23 protein-coding genes are annotated in these 18,810 nt (G+C 33.1%); 16 read left to right on the plus strand and 7 right to left on the minus strand.

From position 1 onward, the window contains the following. Nucleotides 1–15 precede the first annotated feature (15 nt). The 4 genes from EQG68_RS05630 (at nt 16) to EQG68_RS05645 (ending at nt 2,424) form a co-directional block, all read left to right on the plus strand. The gene (locus tag EQG68_RS05630) at nt 16–327 is read left to right on the plus strand and encodes a hypothetical protein (RefSeq protein WP_129463816.1); all 312 of its coding nucleotides are present in this window, start codon (nt 16–18) and stop codon (nt 325–327) included. Between the two features lie 30 nt (nt 328–357). Beyond that, nucleotides 358–816: a DUF1569 domain-containing protein gene (locus EQG68_RS05635; protein ID WP_129463817.1), complete on the plus strand. Its 459-nt coding sequence runs from the start codon at nt 358–360 to the stop codon at nt 814–816. Nucleotides 817–936: 120 nt separating this feature from the next. After that, nucleotides 937–1,572: a hypothetical protein gene (locus tag EQG68_RS05640; protein ID WP_129463818.1), complete on the plus strand. Its 636-nt coding sequence runs from the start codon at nt 937–939 to the stop codon at nt 1,570–1,572. A gap of 45 nt (nt 1,573–1,617) precedes the next feature. Next, the gene (locus EQG68_RS05645) at nt 1,618–2,424 is read left to right on the plus strand and encodes an alpha/beta hydrolase (RefSeq protein ID WP_129463819.1); all 807 of its coding nucleotides are present in this window, start codon (nt 1,618–1,620) and stop codon (nt 2,422–2,424) included. Between the two features lie 252 nt (nt 2,425–2,676). Here the strand turns inward: EQG68_RS05645 and EQG68_RS05650 are convergent, their stop codons facing one another. Next, nucleotides 2,677–3,990: an ABC1 kinase family protein gene (locus tag EQG68_RS05650; RefSeq protein ID WP_129463820.1), complete on the minus strand. Its 1,314-nt coding sequence runs from the start codon at nt 3,988–3,990 to the stop codon at nt 2,677–2,679. A gap of 6 nt (nt 3,991–3,996) precedes the next feature. Continuing rightward, nucleotides 3,997–4,668, minus strand: a complete 672-nt coding sequence (locus EQG68_RS05655) for a TetR family transcriptional regulator C-terminal domain-containing protein (protein WP_129463821.1) — start codon at nt 4,666–4,668, stop codon at nt 3,997–3,999. Between the two features lie 202 nt (nt 4,669–4,870). Here EQG68_RS05655 and htpG point away from each other — a divergent pair, with 202 nt between their 5' ends. The 3 genes from htpG (at nt 4,871) to EQG68_RS05670 (ending at nt 7,986) form a co-directional block, all read left to right on the plus strand. Then, nucleotides 4,871–6,757 (plus strand): molecular chaperone HtpG, encoded by a 1,887-nt coding sequence (gene htpG, locus EQG68_RS05660; RefSeq protein ID WP_129463822.1) that lies wholly within the window; start codon nt 4,871–4,873, stop codon nt 6,755–6,757. A 117-nt stretch (nt 6,758–6,874) separates the two neighbouring features. Beyond that, the gene (locus EQG68_RS05665) at nt 6,875–7,456 is read left to right on the plus strand and encodes a hypothetical protein (protein ID WP_129463823.1); all 582 of its coding nucleotides are present in this window, start codon (nt 6,875–6,877) and stop codon (nt 7,454–7,456) included. Nucleotides 7,457–7,596: 140 nt separating this feature from the next. After that, nucleotides 7,597–7,986: a DUF2721 domain-containing protein gene (locus tag EQG68_RS05670; RefSeq protein WP_129463824.1), complete on the plus strand. Its 390-nt coding sequence runs from the start codon at nt 7,597–7,599 to the stop codon at nt 7,984–7,986. Here the strand turns inward: EQG68_RS05670 and EQG68_RS05675 are convergent. From EQG68_RS05675 to EQG68_RS05690, 4 genes are read right to left on the minus strand one after another with little or no spacing between them, the layout of a single operon-like run. Next, a complete protein-coding gene (locus tag EQG68_RS05675; RefSeq protein WP_129463825.1) occupies nt 7,983–8,945 on the minus strand; it encodes a sodium-dependent bicarbonate transport family permease in 963 nt (320 codons plus the stop codon). The two genes, EQG68_RS05670 and EQG68_RS05675, sit on opposite strands and share 4 nt — an antisense overlap. Next, a complete protein-coding gene (locus EQG68_RS05680; RefSeq protein ID WP_246011655.1) occupies nt 8,945–9,988 on the minus strand; it encodes an L-threonylcarbamoyladenylate synthase in 1,044 nt (347 codons plus the stop codon). The genes EQG68_RS05675 and EQG68_RS05680 overlap by 1 nt, the downstream gene beginning before the upstream one ends. After that, complete coding sequence (locus EQG68_RS05685; RefSeq protein WP_129463826.1) at nt 9,939–10,781, minus strand: DUF6671 family protein; 843 nt, start codon at nt 10,779–10,781, stop codon at nt 9,939–9,941. Before EQG68_RS05685 ends, EQG68_RS05680 begins: the two co-directional genes overlap by 50 nt. Next, nucleotides 10,768–11,070 carry a hypothetical protein gene (locus EQG68_RS05690; protein WP_129463827.1) on the minus strand — a complete coding sequence of 101 codons (303 nt, stop codon included), beginning with the start codon at nt 11,068–11,070 and terminating at the stop codon, nt 10,768–10,770. The genes EQG68_RS05685 and EQG68_RS05690 overlap by 14 nt, the downstream gene beginning before the upstream one ends. A 288-nt stretch (nt 11,071–11,358) precedes the next feature. Between EQG68_RS05690 and EQG68_RS05695 the strand changes: the two genes are divergently transcribed. Next, nucleotides 11,359–12,273 (plus strand): LysR family transcriptional regulator, encoded by a 915-nt coding sequence (locus tag EQG68_RS05695; protein ID WP_129463828.1) that lies wholly within the window; start codon nt 11,359–11,361, stop codon nt 12,271–12,273. 2 nt (nt 12,274–12,275) lie between these two features. Here the strand turns inward: EQG68_RS05695 and EQG68_RS05700 are convergent, their stop codons facing one another. Continuing rightward, nucleotides 12,276–12,869, minus strand: coding sequence for a murein L,D-transpeptidase catalytic domain-containing protein (locus EQG68_RS05700; RefSeq protein WP_129463829.1), 594 nt, complete (start codon nt 12,867–12,869; stop codon nt 12,276–12,278). 128 nt (nt 12,870–12,997) lie between these two features. Between EQG68_RS05700 and EQG68_RS05705 the strand changes: the two genes are divergently transcribed. The 8 genes from EQG68_RS05705 to EQG68_RS05740 all read left to right on the plus strand — a co-directional run bounded on the left by EQG68_RS05705 (nt 12,998) and on the right by EQG68_RS05740 (nt 18,801). Further along, a complete protein-coding gene (locus tag EQG68_RS05705) occupies nt 12,998–13,894 on the plus strand; it encodes an EamA family transporter (protein ID WP_129463830.1) in 897 nt (298 codons plus the stop codon). Nucleotides 13,895–13,977: 83 nt separating this feature from the next. Beyond that, a complete protein-coding gene (locus tag EQG68_RS05710) occupies nt 13,978–14,334 on the plus strand; it encodes a DoxX family protein (RefSeq protein WP_129463831.1) in 357 nt (118 codons plus the stop codon). A 29-nt stretch (nt 14,335–14,363) separates the two neighbouring features. Beyond that, complete coding sequence (aqpZ, locus tag EQG68_RS05715) at nt 14,364–15,071, plus strand: aquaporin Z (RefSeq protein WP_129463832.1); 708 nt, start codon at nt 14,364–14,366, stop codon at nt 15,069–15,071. 66 nt (nt 15,072–15,137) lie between these two features. Further along, nucleotides 15,138–15,740 carry an alpha-ketoglutarate-dependent dioxygenase AlkB family protein gene (locus EQG68_RS05720; protein WP_129463833.1) on the plus strand — a complete coding sequence of 201 codons (603 nt, stop codon included), beginning with the start codon at nt 15,138–15,140 and terminating at the stop codon, nt 15,738–15,740. A gap of 37 nt (nt 15,741–15,777) precedes the next feature. Then, nucleotides 15,778–16,602 carry a sterol desaturase family protein gene (locus EQG68_RS05725; RefSeq protein WP_129463834.1) on the plus strand — a complete coding sequence of 275 codons (825 nt, stop codon included), beginning with the start codon at nt 15,778–15,780 and terminating at the stop codon, nt 16,600–16,602. Nucleotides 16,603–16,707: 105 nt separating this feature from the next. Further along, the gene (locus tag EQG68_RS05730) at nt 16,708–16,983 is read left to right on the plus strand and encodes a TIGR03643 family protein (RefSeq protein ID WP_129463835.1); all 276 of its coding nucleotides are present in this window, start codon (nt 16,708–16,710) and stop codon (nt 16,981–16,983) included. Between the two features lie 74 nt (nt 16,984–17,057). Further along, nucleotides 17,058–17,342 (plus strand): TIGR03643 family protein, encoded by a 285-nt coding sequence (locus EQG68_RS05735; protein WP_129463836.1) that lies wholly within the window; start codon nt 17,058–17,060, stop codon nt 17,340–17,342. A gap of 64 nt (nt 17,343–17,406) precedes the next feature. After that, nucleotides 17,407–18,801, plus strand: a complete 1,395-nt coding sequence (locus EQG68_RS05740) for an alpha/beta hydrolase family protein (RefSeq protein ID WP_129463837.1) — start codon at nt 17,407–17,409, stop codon at nt 18,799–18,801. Nucleotides 18,802–18,810 lie beyond the last annotated feature (9 nt).

Below are 18,810 nucleotides of genomic sequence, written 5' to 3' on the forward strand. Positions count from 1 at the left end.
AATAACTTAAATTAGATGAGAAACCTAAGATTAAAAACTTCACTTTTATTTATTGTTATTTTAACAATTACTAGTGTTTTTACATTAAAAGAAAACACTAAAACAATTGACTTTGTACCTATAAAAAATAGCAGTTATAGAAATTCAAATTTGGATAAAATACTGGAAATTAAAGATGTGGAAACAAGAAAAGTAGAAGGTAGAAACTTTCTCAATAAATTAAATAAAAAATATTCAAAAGATCAAAAAAGTAATTCAAAGATTTTTTCTCTGGTGAGTTCTACTATTTTTATTTGTTTAATTTGTATAATTATTTTTTCTATTTAGCTATTTCAAAAAAGATAAAACAGTAATTTTATGACCAAAAACATTTTTACTCCAGAAGTAACCCAAGAATTAATAAGCCGCATCAATCAAATCACTCCTACCCAGCAACCATTATGGGGAAAAATGAATGCCGACCAAATGCTTGCTCATTGCAATGTCGCTTATTCGTATACATTTGAACCCGAAAAGTTTAAAAAACCCGGCTTAATAATGGGTTTTATGTTAAAGACTTTCATTAAAAAAATGGTAACGGGAGAAAAACCTTATCCCAAAAACAGTCGGACTTCTCCTGAGTTTGTTATAGTGGGATCAAAAGATTTTGAAACAGAAAAAGCAAAACTCATTGCGTATGTTCGCAAATGTCAAGAATTGGGCGAATCGTATTTTGAAGGAAAAGAAAACCACTCGTTTGGAAAAATGTCCTCCAAGGAATGGAATGTTTTATTTTATAAACATTTGAACCATCATTTAACGCAGTTTGGGGTGTGATTTCCATAAAATAAAATACTATATAATTTTAAAAGTGACTCCTAGAAACTAGGTTTTTTTTTACTTTTCTAGTAAAAACTATTAAATTGCAGCTCAAGATTACAAAAGAAAATAAAAGAAATGAAAACTACTTTTTTATTTATAACCTGGCTTTTTATTCATTTTAACGAAACCTATCAATTTGATTATCGGTTAGTTTATGAAAATATTTCCGTAAAAAATAATACTAGAAAGATTCAACACTTTTATACCAACAGCGAAAATAATCATTTTCATGCTGTTACTTATAATCTTGAAAAAGACACCATGAAATTCTATTTCCGAGACAATAACAAAATGACGATAATGCTAAATTTGGAAGGAAATTATAAAAGCCCGGGGAAAGTTGTTATTCCGGACTCCCTCACAACTAATTGGAGTGGAAAAAATATAGCTAAAGAGCATTATTTTTTTTCTAAAATGAACGATACAATAATAGGTGAAAAGAAATATACTCAAATAAAACTTTCCTCATTAAATCCTAAAAGAGCAAAACGCAAAAAAATTGGTTATGAAATCTATTTAGTAGATACAAATATCAAGATGAAACCCTTTTTTAACGAACCGCTTGCGTTTGAGGTTTGGAGAGAGAAAAAAAACTTTCCAGATGGACTTGTCGTTGAAAAACATTATTATTCTTATGACGGAAAACTTTCCTACAGTCAAGTTTTAAAAGAAACATCTCCGGTTAGTTTTGAATTGATAATTAAAAAGTAGGTCTATAAAAGTTTATACCGTCTAATATAATTAAAATATAAATATATGAAAAACATTTATGTATTCTTAGCCTGTTTATTATTAATCGCTTGCCAAAACAATGCTCAACCGCAAGATCCGATTCCAACTCACGATTCGTTTACAATAGAATCCAAAATACTGAGTGAAACTCGAACAATCAATGTGTGGACACCACCAAATTATAAAAAAAGTAGTGACTCTCTGACTGTTTTGTATATGCCTGATGGTGGTATCAAGGAAGATTTTCCGCATATTGCCAATACGTTGGCACAGCTAATCGAAAGTAAACGAATCAAACCAGTCATTTTAGTTGGTATTGAAAACACGGTGCGTCGCAGAGACCTTTCCGGTCCTACCGAAGTGGAAGAAGACAAGAAAGTTGCACCGGTAATTGGCGGTGCAGAAAAGTTTAGAACTTTTATGAACAAAGAACTTTTTAAAGAAGTAGAGAAACGCTACCGCACCAAAGCTGAAAAAGGAATCATTGGTGAATCACTAGCCGGACTTTTCATCGTAGAAACGCTATTTAACCATCCCGATATGTTTGATTTTTATATTGCGATGGATCCTTCGCTGTGGTGGAATAATCAACATTTGGTTAAAAACGCAAAATCCAATTTGGCTCAGTTTCCTACATCTCCCAAACAATTTTGGTTTGCCGGTTCCAATGCGAAAGACATCGCAAAACACACAAAAGAATTAGCGAAAATCCTGACTGAAGTAAATCCTACTAACTTAAAATGGACATATTCCAACGAACCTAAAGAAAAGCATCATACCATTTATCGGGCTACGAAAGAGAAAGCGTTGGTTTGGGCATTAGGCAATTAGTCAATGGGAGAAGATTTTTGGCAGATTAGTGTTTCAAAGAAAATAAATACTAAGTAAATCCATTTTCATCTATTATAGCAAAGCTATCAAAATCCAATTGCATCAATTTCATCCGTTGAATCCGTGTTCCATTCACAATTACGTTGTTTATGAATTTCTAAAAAAGAACAAGAGCGACAAAACTCAAACGTGGAGTGTCGCTCTTGTCAACCTAACCAATAAATAAACAAACTTTATATAAACAACTAAAATTTAGTTGGGAATGTATTTTTCAAATTCTTTGGTCTTCACTCTTGCTTTTAAATCGTGTAAAACATTATATAAACCAAAGAACGTTCTGTTAATGTATAAAAAGTGTTTTGAACCTCTGTTTCCGTTCATTTTTCGCAATTGGGTGTCTTTCGAAAACTCCTCGCCCATTTTTGCAATCGCTCCAAAAAATTTTTCATCTGAAAAATCAAAGAAATCACCGTGAAACGGTTGCGTAAATAAACTCAACAATTGATGAAATAATCCTGTGAAATACTCAATTTCTTTAGGTGAATCATCAGTCCGCAATATTTCTAATTCAAATAACTTCTCATTAAATAACTTTGGATTTCCAATCACTTCCGGTCTTGCCAATTCAAAATAAGGCACATAAAATTCCTCCGGAACTTGTTTGATACAACCAAAATCAATCGCAATCAAATTCGCATTCTCATCAATTAGAAAATTTCCTGGGTGTGGATCGGCGTGCACTTGTTTTAAATGATGCATTTGATACATATAAAAATCCCATAATGCTTGTCCTAATCTATCTCCTTTAGCTTTATCCGAATTGTGGGACGTAAACTCTGACAAATGCTCACCTTCCATCCAATCCATCGTTAAAATTCGCTTTGACGAAAGCTCTTCATAATAGGTTGGAAATCTCAAATTCGGTATCATTGCACACGCTTCGGAGATAAATTTTCCTTGCTTTAATTCCAACTCATAATCTGTTTCTTCCATTAATTTATGTTCAACCTCCTTGAAATATTTCTCCGAATCTTTTCCTTGGAGGTTGAACATCTTAATAGCAAAAGGTTTCACTATTGCCAAGTCTGAACTAATACTTTCCGCTACGCCCGGATATTGAATTTTCACAGCAAGATTTTTCCCATCCTTTGCGGCTTTGTGCACCTGACCGATGCTGGCCGCATTAATTGAATCAGGCGTAAACGAATCGTATAGTTGTTCAGGATATTTTCCCAAATAATTTTTAAATGTCTTTCTTACCAAGGGAGCACTCAACGGCGGCACCGAAAATTGTGCCAACGAAAACTTTTCCACATAGGCTTTTGGCATAATGTTTTTCTCCATACTCAGCATTTGTGCCACTTTCAACGCACTTCCTTTCAGGTTTTTGAGTCCGTCATAGATATCCTCTGCATTATTCTCGTTCAATTTATCTTTAGTCAAACTTGGATTCACCACTTTTTCACCGTAATAGGCTATGTAGTTCCCTCCTACTTTCAAACCGGTTTTCACCAATTGCCCGGCACGTTCAATTTTGTTGGTTGGTATTTTATCTAAAGTTTTCAACGGCTATTAATTAAATTTTTCTTTCCAAACAAATTTTCCCAAATCCATTAAACTGTCCAATGGAGTGGTGTCTAACACATCAAAAGTAGCTTTTACTGCTTTTTCAATCATCACATCGGTTTTTTCAAATCCTTTGGAAGTATCGTCCAACCAAAATTTCAATATAAATAAGAACTCAACCCAAGCACCTTCTACATAAAGCGGTTTTGCAATCTTGTTGACTTTAAAATCCTCTTCCGAAGTCTGCGTGTTCATCATATCTACGATAAAACTTTTAAAATGGTTTCGAAAAGTTTTTAATTGTTGTAAATTTTTCAACATGTTCTTTTCTTCCTTCAAAGCGAACACCACATAACTTCTGTTTAATGTCAAAATTTCAATCAATGAAAAATACAACGTAAGTAATTTGTTTTTGTTAGAATAAGTATCATAATTCTTATCCGTCTCCACTGTATTTTTTACATTTTCAAAAAATTTCAACCAAATGTCTTGTTTCAATGCTTCCAACGAGCCATAAAAAGCATAAAAATCACTTTCTACGATTTTATTTTCTTGACAAAATTGATATACATTTTTAGGTTCTGCATTGTGTTGTAACACCTGATCCATGTATACGCTTATAATTTCATCGTCGGTAATCGGCTTTTTCTTTGATGATGCTTTCTTTGTTGCTGTCATTATTGGTCTAATTTATTGACTGTAAAGATACTGCTTTGTTTAACTTTTATCAAAATTATTTAAACAAAATATTTGTTAAAGTTTTTTCAAAAAAAATAAGTAGATATAGAAATTAATCTCTACGTCAATTTGTCAGGTTGATTGAATTGGTATTGCTTTTGTATAGGGAGATAGTAATAATGTTTAACTTAAAATTCAAAATATGACAACCGGAAAAATTAATGTTTCTGTAGAAAACATCTTTCCTTTAATTAAAAAGTTTTTATACAGTGATCACGAAATTTTTCTTCGTGAATTAGTGTCTAATGCAACCGATGCTACTTTAAAATTAAAACACTTAACCAGCATTGGTGAAGCCAAAGTGGAATACGGCAATCCGAAAATTGAAGTTAAAATCGATAAGGACAACAAAAAACTCCACATCATCGATCAAGGTTTAGGGATGTCAGCTGATGAAGTAGAAAAATACATTAACCAAGTAGCATTCTCCGGTGCTGAAGAATTTTTAGAAAAATACAAAGATTCTGCCAAAGATTCAGGTATCATTGGTCATTTTGGACTTGGTTTCTACTCTGCTTTTATGGTGGCTTCCAAAGTGGAAATCATCACCAAATCCTATAAAGACGAACCGGCTGCTCACTGGACGTGTGATGGAAGCCCGGAATTCACTTTAGTTCCTCATGACAAAACAGAACGTGGTACCGAAATCATTTTACACATCGCCGATGACTCTACCGAATTCTTAGAAGAATTCAAAATCCGTGAATTGTTAAAAAAATACAACAAATTCATGCCGGTGCCGATTAAATTCGGAACCAAAAAAGAAAGCCTTCCCAAACCGGAAGATGCTCCGGAAGACTTTAAAGCAGAGGAAGTTGAAGTTGATAACATCATCAACAACCCTACTCCGGCTTGGACCAAAGCCCCAACGGAATTGAAAGACGAAGATTATAAAGAATTCTACCGCGAATTATATCCGATGCAATTTGAAGATCCGTTGTTCAGCATTCATTTGAACGTGGATTATCCATTTAATTTGACCGGAATTTTATATTTCCCAAAAATGTCGGCGGATTTACAAATTCAAAAAGACAAAATTCAATTGTACCAAAATCAGGTTTTTGTAACCGATAATGTGGAAGGCATTGTACCTGAATTTTTAGTGATGCTTCGCGGAGTGATTGACTCTCCGGATATTCCCTTGAATGTTTCGCGTTCGTATTTGCAATCGGATGGCAATGTGAAAAAGATTTCCAACTACATTACCCGAAAAGTAGCGGATAAATTGAAATCGTTATTCAACGAAAACCGAGAAGATTTTCAACAAAAATGGAATGACATTAAAATTGTGTTGGAATACGGAATGCTGTCTGAACCGAAATTCTATGAAAAAGCAGGCGAATTTGTGTTGTATCCAACTGTTGATGAAAAGTATTTCACGTTAGCTGAATTAAAAGAAAAAATTGCTGCCAATCAAACCGACAAAAACGGAAAAGTGGTGGTGTTATATGCATCCAACAAAGAAGCACAACACGGCTACATCGACATAGCTAAAGAAAAAGGGTATGAAGTATTGTTGTTAGACAGTCCGATTGTATCCCATTTAATTCAAAAATTAGAAGCCGATAATGAAAACTTGACGTTTGTTCGTGTCGATTCCGATCACATTGACAAATTGATTCAAAAAGAAGACACACAGATTTCAAAATTATCAGAAGAAGAATCAACCAAATTGAAAACAGTTTTAGAAGAATTGGTTCCTAAAGCAACATATACCGTTCAATTAGAAGCCATGGATAGCAATGCAGCACCCTTCATGATTACGCAACCGGAATTCATGCGAAGAATGAAAGAAATGAGTCAAACCGGTGGCGGTGGAATGTTTGGAATGGGTAACTTCCCGGAAATGTATAATTTGGTGGTGAATACCAACTCGAATTTGGCATCGACAATACTTTCAACAGAAGACAAATCAGCTCAGGAACATCTGGTCAAACAAGCGATGGACTTAGCCAAAATCTCGCAAGGATTGTTGAAAGGCGAGGAATTGACAGCTTTTGTGAAGCGAAGTTTCGAGATGATTAAGTAAAAGTAATAAGTAACTAGTAATTAGTGATTAGTAAAACCTGTGAGTGGAAACTTGCAGGTTTTTTTTATGGCAATATTTTAAGATTTTTAACGTATTGTATTGTATAGTCTATTAGAAATGAAATATATTTTTGCTTTTTGTTACATTTTATCGACTTCATTTGCTTTTTCGCAGCATGGAATTTCCAGATTCAGAGAGTTTAGCTGTGATTTTGATAAAAATGGTACGTTGGATAAAGCCTATTGTACTTTAGAAAAAGGTGAATCTTTCAGTTCCATACAAACAACCATTTATTTTTATGATGAAAATCAAATCATTAAAGAATGTATTTCAAAAAAAATAACTTTTGAGGCAAATGATTCGGAGAATAATCCTCAATTAATTTATGTAGCAGTATTTAATTACAATGAGGAAGATAATTCAATCTTGTTACTTATTCGTCGAAATAAAATCGATTATTTTTTTAGTTTTGTCTATGATAATTATGATTTTGACTTACTTTATCACAACGAAACTGACAAAAACGATTATTTTCGATACTTCAAACAAATAAATTTTCGAGAAAAAAAAATCATTATAAACAAAATAGATCCGGAGTCTAATGAGAATTTAATTTATAATTTTCCTTATGTAAAAAGCACTATCCCGAAGCTATCTGATTTTGAATTTGGTTCAATTGAATGGCCTAAATTAAAATAAATTCTTATTGATTTAATTAATAGAGTTTTAAACTTCGTAAAAGTTCTGATTTTTACAAATTAATTTTCAATTTAATTATTGACTAATGTATGAAGATTAACGAACTTTGAACCTGAAACCTGAAACCTGAAACGAAAAAAATGACCCTCACTATCGACACTCCCGCCTTACTCTTTTCTGCTACTTCGTTGATTTTATTGGCGTATACCAACCGCTTTTTAACCATTGCACAAATTGTACGGGGTTTAAAAAAGACCTATGATGAAAAAGAAAACAAAAGCATTTTGATTGAAATTGCAAATTTAAATCTGCGATTAACATTGATTCGCTATATGCAATTGGCTGGTGTACTCAGCTTATTTCTATCTGTTTTTGCAATGTTAGTATTGTTTTTTGAATATCAAATGCCGGGTATTATTCTTTTTGGAGGTAGTCTTTTGATGCTGCTCATTTCCTTAGGAATTTCGTTTTGGGAAATTAGTATTTCTGTCAAAGCCTTACGGGTACATTTAAAAGATTTAGTAGGTTAATACGCTTCTATTATTGCCAAATAAATAGGCATCCCAATGGTGATATTGAATGGGAAAGTCACTGCTAATGCCATGGGAACAAAAATCCCGGGATTAGCTTTGGGTACAGCCATTTTCATCGCTGCCGGTACGGCAATGTAAGAGGCACTGGCCGCTAGAACAGCAAACATAAATCGGTCACCGTTGGATTGTGTTATAAATCCACTCAAAATGGCTACAACAATTCCGTTGATTAAAGGAATTAAAATGGCGAATAATGCAGTAAACCAACCCCCTTTTAAAAAGTCACCTATTTTCTTTCCACATACAATTCCCATATCCAATAGAAAAATGGCTAAAAATCCTTTAAAAATATCCGTTGTAAAAGGTTTAATTCCCATTGCTTCTTTATCACTGGCTAAAAACCCAATGATTAAACTTCCCATAATTAAAAAAACACTACCGTTTGTAAAAGAATGTTTGATTATAGACCCCATTTTTCCATTACAAGAATTTTTTTGTCCAAATAATCGAATCAAAATGACTCCAACTATAATTGCCGGTGCTTCCATCAAAGCCATGACTGCAACCATGTGACCGTTAAATGAAATATTTTGAATTTCTAAAAAAGAAACTGCGGTTACAAATGTAACAGCACTTACTGAACCATATGCCGCTGCTATCGCTCCGGAATTTTCAATTGATAATTTTCTTTTCAAAATAAAGAAAGTATAAAGCGGAATAGCAATTGCCACAACAATTCCAAAAAACAAAGCCCATAATATGGAAAGATTGAGTTCACTGTGAACTAATTCCTGACCACCTTTGAATCCGATTGAAAACAAAAGATATAATGAAATGAACTTTGAAGAATTATTCGGAATTTCCAAATCGCTTTTAAATCGTACTGCTAAAATTCCAAGTACAAAAAAAAGTAAGGCCGGATTGGTTAAGTTTTGAAGTAAAAGATCTAGTTTCATTAAATAAATATGTTATTAGGTGTAAAATTAGTGTCTCTTTTACAGGCTCTTATCAACCTGTCATTGATGGCTTTTCCTAGGCCAACCTCCGGAAACTTTTGTGCAATGAGCAAGTCAAACCCTTTGTCATCAAACTTATGCATGGCTGCATATAGATTTTTTGCTGCTTCTTCTAAATCACCACTAGGTGATAAAACTTCAATTTGATAATCGGTGCAAAGTGTTTTTTTATCAAATACAATTAGGCCAATGTTTTTCCCGATTAAATTTGATGCCGTTTTAATTGGATTGTCACATAAAATCATTGGGGTTTTTGGAGCATAATGTTTGTCCAACATTCCCGGTGCAATGGGGGTTTTTTGAGTATGTTTTCTAACACTAACGGGGCCTACTACTGACTCTAACATTTCTATTGAAAGAGAACCTAGGCGATAAATTACAATTTCATTATTTTTAAAACCGATGATGGTTGATTCAATTCCTTTGGAACAAGATCCTCCATCCAAAATAACATCGAGTTTGTTTTTGAAATATTTTTCAACGTGTTTGGCCGAAGTTGGACTGATTGACCCAAATGGATTAGCACTTGGTGCTGCCAGTGGAACATCAACTGTTTTTATTAATTCCAAGGCGAGCGGATGATTAGGCATTCGTACGGCAATAGTATTCTTTCCGCCTGTAATTATAGTTGAAATAGATTTATTTTTTTCAAAAATCATGGTTAACGGACCCGGCCAAAACTTATCCGCTAATCGATAGGCAACTTCAGGGACATTAATTGCGATTTTATTTAAAGACTGCAAAGAATCAATGTGCACAATCAGCGGATTAAAATAAGGGCGATCTTTTATTTCAAATATTTTTTTTAGTGCATTTTCATTGTAAATTGATGCTGCTAATCCATAAACCGTCTCGGTGGGTATGGCAACCACCTCGCCTTTGTTTAAATAAAAAGCTGCTTTTTTAACAGATTTTGTAATGCTTCCTCTTTTGTTAGGGGTTGCAGTTGGAGCAGAATTCGGGTGATTCATAGTGTTTTCCATTTGGATATTTTTCAAGCGTTGTGTGACTACATTTTTGACAGGCATAGCGTAAAGCTAAAGTTGATGAAGTGGGAGATTTACACCAATTGCATGGAAGTCCTTTAACAACTTCCCGGACATCATAGCCTGGTGTTTCACAATTTGGGCAAAGTGAAGCAACTTTCTTTATCAGCTTTTGTGTTGCTTGCTCAATTATTTGCATTCGAGTTGGATTTCGGTGAGCCCGCATGTCTGTCTCCACCCAAATCTCTTTCGAATGTTCAGTAAGAGAATCATAACTTAGTTTTAACTGTTCCCAATCCAAAATGTCTTTATGAATTTTTGAAAATTGGTTTTCCCTATCTTTTAAAAGTAAACCGTGCGATGGAAAGTGAACCTGTTTGGCAAACTCAATCAATTGTTCATAAGATTGAATTTTTTCTACGGAAAAATTAGTTTCTAAACTAACCGCTCGAGCAATAATTTCAAGATTATTTTTTTGATCAATCAGAATTAATAATTCATCATCTGCTTGAGCAAAAAACAAATTGGGATGCGGACCAAACGAACCTTCAGAGGCAATTCCTAAATCATAACCATAATGATTCATCGCATCAAGACATTTTTTTCTGACTGTTTCCAACGCATTGGTCGTTCTCGCAATCTCTCCCGAAAAAGTGCCAAACTTGTCCGTATCATAATCCGACGGCACAAAAACTTCAACTTGCATGTTTGCTTTGACTAATGGTAAAATCACTTTTTCTTTTTGATGCTTTGTGGCAATGATAAGTTTTCTACCATTAAAAAACTTCATGTTTCTGTTTCTTTTCTACTGCTTTCATTTCAATTGAACCTATAATTTGAATATCAGCATTTGCCTTTTCAAATTCCTTAATGGTTTCTTCAATTTTGAGCAATTCGTTCTTTAGCTCAGCGACTCTTTTTTTGGAATGTGGTAATTCTATACCATAGCGTTCATAAGCACTGAACATTTCTAATTCATGAAAATTAATTTTATCTTTAATTAACGTAAACAAAATATTTTTGGCTTCTGCGGGATGGAATGTTCCATTGATAAGGTCGAAGGATAAATTTGTTTTCATTGTGATGTATTTTTAAATTGTTTAATTTTAGATTATTCGATTTTTAGTTTCTTGGACTTGAAAAAATACAGTGTAAACAAGATTCCGAGTCCTAAATAAAAATTTAAAATAACATTGTTAGGTTGCAATAAGGTTGCTATTAAACCTGTTAAAAGCCAAATTAAAGCATAGATTAAACCGTATTTGCTAATTTTATTTTTCATTACATAAAATTTAATACTGCAAATTTCCTTAAAACATTTTATATATTTTTATTTATATTTGTAATGAGATACATAAACATTAGTTATGCATTATACCTTACATCAATTAATTATCTTTTTGAAGATAACCGAAACCAAAAGCATTACTAAGGCTTCGGAAGCTTTACATTTAACCCAACCGGCTGTTTCAATTCAGTTGAAAAAATTTCAGGATCAGTTTGATATACCACTTACAGAAGTAATTGGCAGACAATTGTATGTAACCGATTTTGGAAAGGAAATTGCTCTTGCAGCACAAAAAATTGTTTATGAAATTCAAGCGATTAACTATAAAACTTCCTCGTTTAAAGGGCAATTATCGGGTCGTCTTAAAATTTCGGTGGTTTCTACCGGTAAATATGTTATCCCCTATTTTATTACCGATTTTCTGAAAGAAAATTCAGCCGTCGAATTAGAACTTGATGTGACGAACAAACTTAAAGTCATAGAAAGTTTACAATACAATGAAGTAGATTTTTCTCTTGTTTCTCTTTTACCGGAAAATATGGATATTGAAAAAATTGATTTGATGGAGAACAGACTTTATTTTGTAGGAAACAAAGAATATATTTTTTCGGAAAAAATGAATAACAAATCCATCATTGAAAATATTCCTATCATTTACAGAGAAAAAGGTTCCGGCACCAGACAGGTGATGGAACGATTTTTAGAATCGAATAAGCTGCAATTGGTTAAAAAAATGGAATTAACATCAAATGAAGCGGTAAAACAAGCTGTTATTGCCGGTTTAGGTTGTTCCATTATGCCGTTGATTGGTATTAAAAATGAGTTAAACAATGGCGATTTACATATTATTCCAATCAAAGGATTACCTTTAAAATCGACTTGGAGTTTAATTTGGCTCAAACAGAAAAATCTGTCACCCGTTGCAACTGCTTTTACCAATTATTTGCTTAACAATAAAACCAAAATAATGGCCGAAAAATTTTCATGGCTTTAAAATTACTCCATAATCCACAACAAAACAGGTCGATCAACAGTTTTTAATTTTTCATCTAAAACTTGCATGAATTCATCAGAAACTGCAGGACACCCCCAGCTTAATGGTGAATATCTTGGGTAAATTTCATCGTTAGAAACAGCATTCCATGAGTGTAAAACCACTACACGTTCCACCGCATTATTGTTGGTTGATTCTAAACCGTGTAACCAATATTTCACATTAATTCCCCACGAACTGTAATCGCGTTTTCCAATCTTAAATTTACCTTTCATTGAGCAATGGCTATTGGTAACATTACTAAATTTTGCTGTTTTATATTTGTTTGGATTATCTTGAAATACATCACAAGCACCGTGGGTCACAAGATTTTGATTACTAATTTTTTTAGATTTAAAATTATAGACAAAAAAGCGATTTTTTCCCGAGTGGATACTCATGTCTTTTAAAAAATAAAAATCTTGATTAAATTGATTTTCCTGACAAAAAATCAAGGCTTCATTGTGAATAGATGTATAATATTTCATCTCTTCAGTTACTGGCGTGTTGTTGCAACAAACAAAACTTAAAACAAAGAGCAAGAGTAACTTTTTCATAGACTTTTCTTATTCTAACTAAAAATCATTTAAAAAAGTATTATCAACTTAAAAAACCTGAAACTTGAAACTTACAACCTGTTACTGACAACTTTTCTCTATATTTGCCGGCTTTTAAAAATTTTGGTATGTCAACAAATAGTGTTTTAAAAGGTGTTATTCTGGTTGGTTTGGGTGCCACAAGTTACGGTATGTTAGCCACTTTTGTCAAACTTGCCTACAAAGAAAATTTCACCACTGCAGAAGTAACTACTGCTCAATTTATTTGGGGAATTATTGGTGTGTTAATTATTAATTCGTTTCAACGATTCCAAAATAATAACACAACTGTAACAGCCACAAAAAAGAACATTTTTCAGTTAATGTTGGCTGGAACTTCGTTGGGAATGACCAGTGTTTTCTATTACTTGTGTGTACGATACATTGATGTATCAATAGCAATTGTTTTGTTAATGCAAACGGTTTGGATGGGCGTTCTGTTGGAAATGATTTTAGATAAAAAACTTCCATCGTTCCAAAAAATAGTCGCAGTCATAATCGTTTTAATTGGTACAATACTAGCAACCAACTTGTTAAAAAATGAAATTAAACTAGACTGGAGAGGTTTATTTTGGGGAATTTTAGCAGCCGCTTCTTTTACAACTACGATGTTTACTGCAAATCGAATAGCACTAGGAATTTCATCTGCACAACGAAGTTTATACATGTTATTAGGTGGAGCAGTTGTAGTTTTTGTGTTTGCATTATTAACGCAAAACACACCGTTTAATTTTGAAATTTTCTTAAAATGGGGAATTGTTTTAGCTCTTTTTGGTACAATTATACCTCCCATGCTTTTAAATGCAGGTTTCCCTCAAACCGGAATCGGATTAGGCAGTATTGTTTCATCTTTGGAACTACCTGTATCCGTTTTAATGGCCTATTTTCTTCTAAATGAAAACGTGAATCCTTCTCAATGGACTGGAATTATGTTGATTATCTTAGCAATTTGTATTATGAATCTTAACTTTACCAAGAAAAAATAATTAATATTTTTGTAGAATTTATTCTACTTATGCAGTTATTTAACATTTTTTTTATAAATTCGTAGTAATCATAGCGATTATTTATGAATTTATCTTGGCATCTCTACTGCATGGCGGCTATCTATTTTATAGCCGGTTGTAATCATTTTCGTAATCCAAGATTATATTTAAAAATAATTCCTCCGTTTTTTTCTAAACCTAAATTACTAAATTATATTTCTGGATTGTCTGAAATTGTTTTGGCAATTCTTTTGTGCATTCCACAAACTTCCATTATGGCAGCTTGGGGGATTATACTTTTATTATTGGCAGTTTTTCCCGCAAATCTATATATGTTTCAAAATGAAAGAGCGGGATTAGGGTTGCCAAAATGGGTACTTTTTATCCGTTTACCTTTGCAATTTATATTAATTTTTTGGGCTTATCAATATACTAATTAATAACTTTATAATAACTAAACAAACAAATCATGAAAAAACTATTTGCAGAATTTTTTGGAACCTATTGGTTGGTTTTCGGCGGTTGTGGAAGTGCTCTATTTGCAGCAGGAATACCTAATTTAGGCATAGGTTTTGCCGGTGTAGCATTAGCTTTTGGTTTAACCGTTTTAACAATGGCTTATGCGGTGGGCCATATTTCAGGTGGTCATTTTAATCCGGCTGTTTCATTTGGACTATGGGCCGGGGGTCGTTTTGATGCTAAAGAATTAGTACCCTATATTATTTCACAATGTATAGGTGCGTTAGCAGCCGCAGGTACTCTTTATTTCATCATGAATGGACAAGACAGCTTCTTAGGAATAGACAATACAAAGGCCGGAGCTTTCGCTTCGAATGGTTTTGGAGCTTTTTCACCTTCCGGTTATTCAATGGCTGCTGCATTTGTTACCGAATTTGTTTTAACCATGTTCTTTCTATTGGTTATTATAGGAGCCACCGATAAATTTGCTAATGGTAAGTTTGCCGGAATTGCTATTGGTTTGGCATTGACATTAATCCATTTAATTAGTATTCCAATTACAAACACATCCGTAAACCCAGCTCGTTCAACATCACAAGCGATTTTTGCCGGTGGTGAACCTTTGATGCAACTATGGTTATTCTGGCTAGCCCCAATTTTAGGTGCTTTAGCAGCCGGATTTATCTATAAAAATGTTTTACAAAACCACGAAAACTAACAAATTTCAATCTTAAGTTTTCTTTAAAGCGATGGTTATTTCCATCGCTTTTTTTATTTTTACAAAATGAACTTACTCTTTCCAAAAGATAAAATTGTATTTGATTTACCGGATGCCGAAATTGAATATTATCCTAATTTTTTCTCTATTGAAAAAGCCAATGTGTTATTCGAAAAACTAAAAACTGAAACTCCTTGGCAACAAGACTATATTACTGTTTTCGGTCAAACTCATCTACAGCCAAGACTTACCGCTTTGTTTGGTAATGATGGGAAATCATATTCTTACTCTAATATTACTATGCATCCTCACAAATGGAACACATTGTTAATGTTTGTAAAAAATGAAATTGAAGAATTTTGCCAGGAAAATTTCACCACTGTTCTTTTAAATTTGTATCGAGATGGAAAAGACAGCAACGGTTGGCACGCTGATAATGAAAAAGAATTGGGTAGAAACCCTTTCATTGCCTCTGTAAGTTTTGGGGTCGAAAGAAGTTTTCACCTCCAACACAATTCTATCAAAGAAGCCAAATTAAAAATCAATCTTGAACACGGCAGCTTGTTACTCATGAAAGGAACAACACAACATTTTTGGAAACACCAGATCCCAAAAACAGCAAAACCCATAGGTCCAAGAATCAATCTCACTTTTAGAATCATCAAATAATTTTATATTTTTAAGTACTTTAAAAAAAAATATTGTTATGAATCTTATAATCGATTATTTTGAAACCATCCCTTCCCTTCACAGGGGTTTGATTTTGGTGTGTGGTATTACTGTTTTTTGGTTGATTGAAAATGCTTTTCCGCTTTTTAAATTTAAATACAACAAATTCAATCATGCCGGAATTAATATCTTTTTTACCATAACTACAATCATTATTAACTTTGTAATGGCATTTATTTTGCTTTTTGCTGCCGACTTAGCTATTCAGCAAAATTTTGGTATTCTACAATGGTTACCAAACCTGAATATTTGGCTTTATACAATAATTGGGTTATTGTTATTGGATTTAATCGGTGCTTACCTTGTACATTTAATTGAACACAAAGTAAAATTTTTATGGCGTTTTCACCTCATTCATCATACCGACACATGGATTGACACCACTTCGGCCAACCGTCACCATCCGGGAGAAAGCGTGATTCGATTTGTATTTACTGCTCTTGGAGTCCTTATCGTTGGTAGTCCGATGTGGATGGTTTTCCTTTATCAATCACTTTCTGTGGTTTTTTCTCAATTCAATCATGCCAATATTCCACTCCCGAAAAAACTGGACAAAATTTTAAGTTTTATTATCATTTCTCCGGATATGCACAAAATCCATCATCATTATAAGCTACCTTATACAGACAGTAATTATGGGAATATTTTTTCTTTATGGGATAGAATTTTTGGTACTTATTCCTATTTAGACCGTGACAAAATCATATATGGCATCGATACGCATATGAACCCAAATGAACATAATGAATTAGGTAATTTACTGAAGATACCTTTTCAAAAATACCGTGCTCCCGAAGTTTAACTAAAAAAAATGCTGAGGAGTGAAAAAGTAATTTATTTTTTTCTTAATATTGGTTTAAATTTAAAAAACAAAAAAAGTAATAAATATTAATGTGCTTTTGGACTAATGAAAAAAAGTAAAAGAGTGGAACTGACTCACGAAGAAATTGAACGCGTGATTAGTATGGCTCAAGAGGAGAAAAAACCTTTTGAAGTGCTTAAAGTTGAATTCGGAATTTCAGAAAACGAAGTAACGGAGCTAATGAGGAAACGACTTTCTAAAGACAATTTTGAACTTTGGAAAAAGAAGGTTACGGCAAGTAAACCCAAGCCAAAACCTATCATCGATGATTTTGATGATGATTTAGACAGTAAATATTATATCAAAAATAAATTTGATTAATATAAGTTTAACTCTTGTTCAGCAAGAGTTTTTTTATTTTAAGTGTTTCTTTGTTCTGTCTTTAAAATTAAATTATGCCAACAACCAAAGTATTTAGTGATATTCAAATTGATCGCATCATCGAAATGGCTTGGGAAGATAGAACACCATTTGAAGCCATCACTTTTCAATTTGGTATCACTGAACAAGAAACCATCGAACTCATGCGAAGAGAAATGAAGCCTTCGAGTTTTAAAATGTGGCGTGAACGTGTACAAGGAAGAACAACCAAACATGCCAAATTACGCAAAAACGGAATTGATCGTTTTAAATGCAAACTACAAAGACAAATTACAGGTAATAAAATTTCTAAAAGATAAAATTTAAACATCAATTTAAGATTGATTTAGTAACTTTATTGCATTATATTCCTAATCAATCGTTATGAAAAAAGTTGTTTTATTAACTCTACTGTTATGTCCTTTTATTTTTTATGCCCAAGACATTACCGGAAAATGGTATGGTAAATTAAGTGTCATGGGGTCCGAATTGTTATTCGGTTTAGATTTCAGTAAGAATGATACTTCCTACTCCGGAAAAATGGATATTCCACAACAAAATGCAAAAGGAATTCCTCTTTCCTCCGTTACTTTTGAGGATAAAACATTGGTTTTTAAATTTGATCAAGCGAAATTTTCTTATACCGGTAAATTAAATGCTTCTAATGAATTTGAAGGTGTTTTTTCGCAAAACGGTCAAAATTTTCCACTAAATTTAACTCGTACAGAAACTACTTTAAAAAAAATTAACCGTCCACAAGAACCAAAACCACCTTTTGATTATAACATTGAAGAGGTCAGTTTTATAAATGAAAAAGACAACATAACGCTAAGTGGTACTTTTACTACTCCAAAATCTGAAAATTTCCCTCTTGCCATTTTAATTTCTGGAAGTGGTCAACAAGATCGAAATTCCGAGATTTTTGGACACAAACCTTTTTGGGTAATCGCAGATTATTTGACCAAAAATGGCATTGGTGTATTACGAATCGACGACCGTGGTATAGGAAAATCCGGAGGAAATCCCTCCACCTCTACCACCTATGATTTTGCAACCGACATTGAAGCTGCCGTCCAATATATAAAAACAAAAAAAGGCGTCAATCCCAAAAAAATTGGTTTAATTGGTCATAGCGAAGGTGGAATGATTGCACCCATTGTGGCATCTAAAGATAAAAACATCAGTTTTATAGTTTTGCTGGCTGCTCCCGGTATTCCGTGTGATGAGTTGCTTATGGAACAAACTTTTTTAATGGCAAAAGTGAGTGGAGCTTCAGATGCTGAAATTTCAAAATCACAAAAAACCAATAGGATGATTTATGATTTGGTAAAAAGTGACAAAAGCAATGACGAAATTAAATCTGAATTAGCTAATGTTTTTTATTCGCAATTTAAAAACGACCCTTCGTTTGCCAATTTGAGTGAAACCGATAAAAATCAAATGATTAACCAACAAATTCAAAGTGTTACATATCCTTGGATTAGAAGTTTCTTACGTTTTAAACCGGAAGAATATTTAAAAAAAATAAAATGCCCGGTATTGGTTTTAAATGGCGAAAAAGACCTGCAAGTACCTCCTCAATCTAATTTAGAAGGCATCAAAACAGCATTTAAAAATGGCGGAAACAAAAAAACAACCATCAAACAATACCCCAATTTAAACCATCTTTTTCAAGAATGCACAACCGGTTCAACCGAAGAATACGGAGAAATCGAACAAACTTTCTCTCCTCAAGTTTTATCAGATATAAAAGATTGGATACTCCTTCACGCCAAGTAATTTTACCAA

Source organism: Flavobacterium piscinae (assembly GCF_004122145.1).
Classification (GTDB): domain Bacteria; phylum Bacteroidota; class Bacteroidia; order Flavobacteriales; family Flavobacteriaceae; genus Flavobacterium; species Flavobacterium piscinae.

Excerpts from the sequence above, each read along its gene's own strand:
- EQG68_RS05630 (WP_129463816.1), top strand. The coding sequence starts at position 16 with ATGAGAAACCTAAGATTAAAAACTTCACTTTTATTTATTGTTATTTTA.
- EQG68_RS05635 (WP_129463817.1), top strand. The coding sequence starts at position 358 with ATGACCAAAAACATTTTTACTCCAGAAGTAACCCAAGAATTAATAAGC.
- EQG68_RS05640 (WP_129463818.1), top strand. The coding sequence starts at position 937 with ATGAAAACTACTTTTTTATTTATAACCTGGCTTTTTATTCATTTTAAC.
- EQG68_RS05645 (WP_129463819.1), top strand. The coding sequence starts at position 1,618 with ATGAAAAACATTTATGTATTCTTAGCCTGTTTATTATTAATCGCTTGC.
- EQG68_RS05655 (WP_129463821.1), bottom strand. The coding sequence starts at position 4,668 with ATGACAGCAACAAAGAAAGCATCATCAAAGAAAAAGCCGATTACCGAC.
- htpG (WP_129463822.1), top strand. The coding sequence starts at position 4,871 with ATGACAACCGGAAAAATTAATGTTTCTGTAGAAAACATCTTTCCTTTA.
- EQG68_RS05665 (WP_129463823.1), top strand. The coding sequence starts at position 6,875 with ATGAAATATATTTTTGCTTTTTGTTACATTTTATCGACTTCATTTGCT.
- EQG68_RS05670 (WP_129463824.1), top strand. The coding sequence starts at position 7,597 with ATGACCCTCACTATCGACACTCCCGCCTTACTCTTTTCTGCTACTTCG.
- EQG68_RS05675 (WP_129463825.1), bottom strand. The coding sequence starts at position 8,945 with ATGAAACTAGATCTTTTACTTCAAAACTTAACCAATCCGGCCTTACTT.
- EQG68_RS05680 (WP_246011655.1), bottom strand. The coding sequence starts at position 9,988 with ATGGAAAACACTATGAATCACCCGAATTCTGCTCCAACTGCAACCCCT.
- EQG68_RS05685 (WP_129463826.1), bottom strand. The coding sequence starts at position 10,781 with ATGAAGTTTTTTAATGGTAGAAAACTTATCATTGCCACAAAGCATCAA.
- EQG68_RS05690 (WP_129463827.1), bottom strand. The coding sequence starts at position 11,070 with ATGAAAACAAATTTATCCTTCGACCTTATCAATGGAACATTCCATCCC.
- EQG68_RS05695 (WP_129463828.1), top strand. The coding sequence starts at position 11,359 with ATGCATTATACCTTACATCAATTAATTATCTTTTTGAAGATAACCGAA.
- EQG68_RS05700 (WP_129463829.1), bottom strand. The coding sequence starts at position 12,869 with ATGAAAAAGTTACTCTTGCTCTTTGTTTTAAGTTTTGTTTGTTGCAAC.
- EQG68_RS05705 (WP_129463830.1), top strand. The coding sequence starts at position 12,998 with ATGTCAACAAATAGTGTTTTAAAAGGTGTTATTCTGGTTGGTTTGGGT.
- EQG68_RS05710 (WP_129463831.1), top strand. The coding sequence starts at position 13,978 with ATGAATTTATCTTGGCATCTCTACTGCATGGCGGCTATCTATTTTATA.
- aqpZ (WP_129463832.1), top strand. The coding sequence starts at position 14,364 with ATGAAAAAACTATTTGCAGAATTTTTTGGAACCTATTGGTTGGTTTTC.
- EQG68_RS05720 (WP_129463833.1), top strand. The coding sequence starts at position 15,138 with ATGAACTTACTCTTTCCAAAAGATAAAATTGTATTTGATTTACCGGAT.
- EQG68_RS05725 (WP_129463834.1), top strand. The coding sequence starts at position 15,778 with ATGAATCTTATAATCGATTATTTTGAAACCATCCCTTCCCTTCACAGG.
- EQG68_RS05730 (WP_129463835.1), top strand. The coding sequence starts at position 16,708 with ATGAAAAAAAGTAAAAGAGTGGAACTGACTCACGAAGAAATTGAACGC.
- EQG68_RS05735 (WP_129463836.1), top strand. The coding sequence starts at position 17,058 with ATGCCAACAACCAAAGTATTTAGTGATATTCAAATTGATCGCATCATC.
- EQG68_RS05740 (WP_129463837.1), top strand. The coding sequence starts at position 17,407 with ATGAAAAAAGTTGTTTTATTAACTCTACTGTTATGTCCTTTTATTTTT.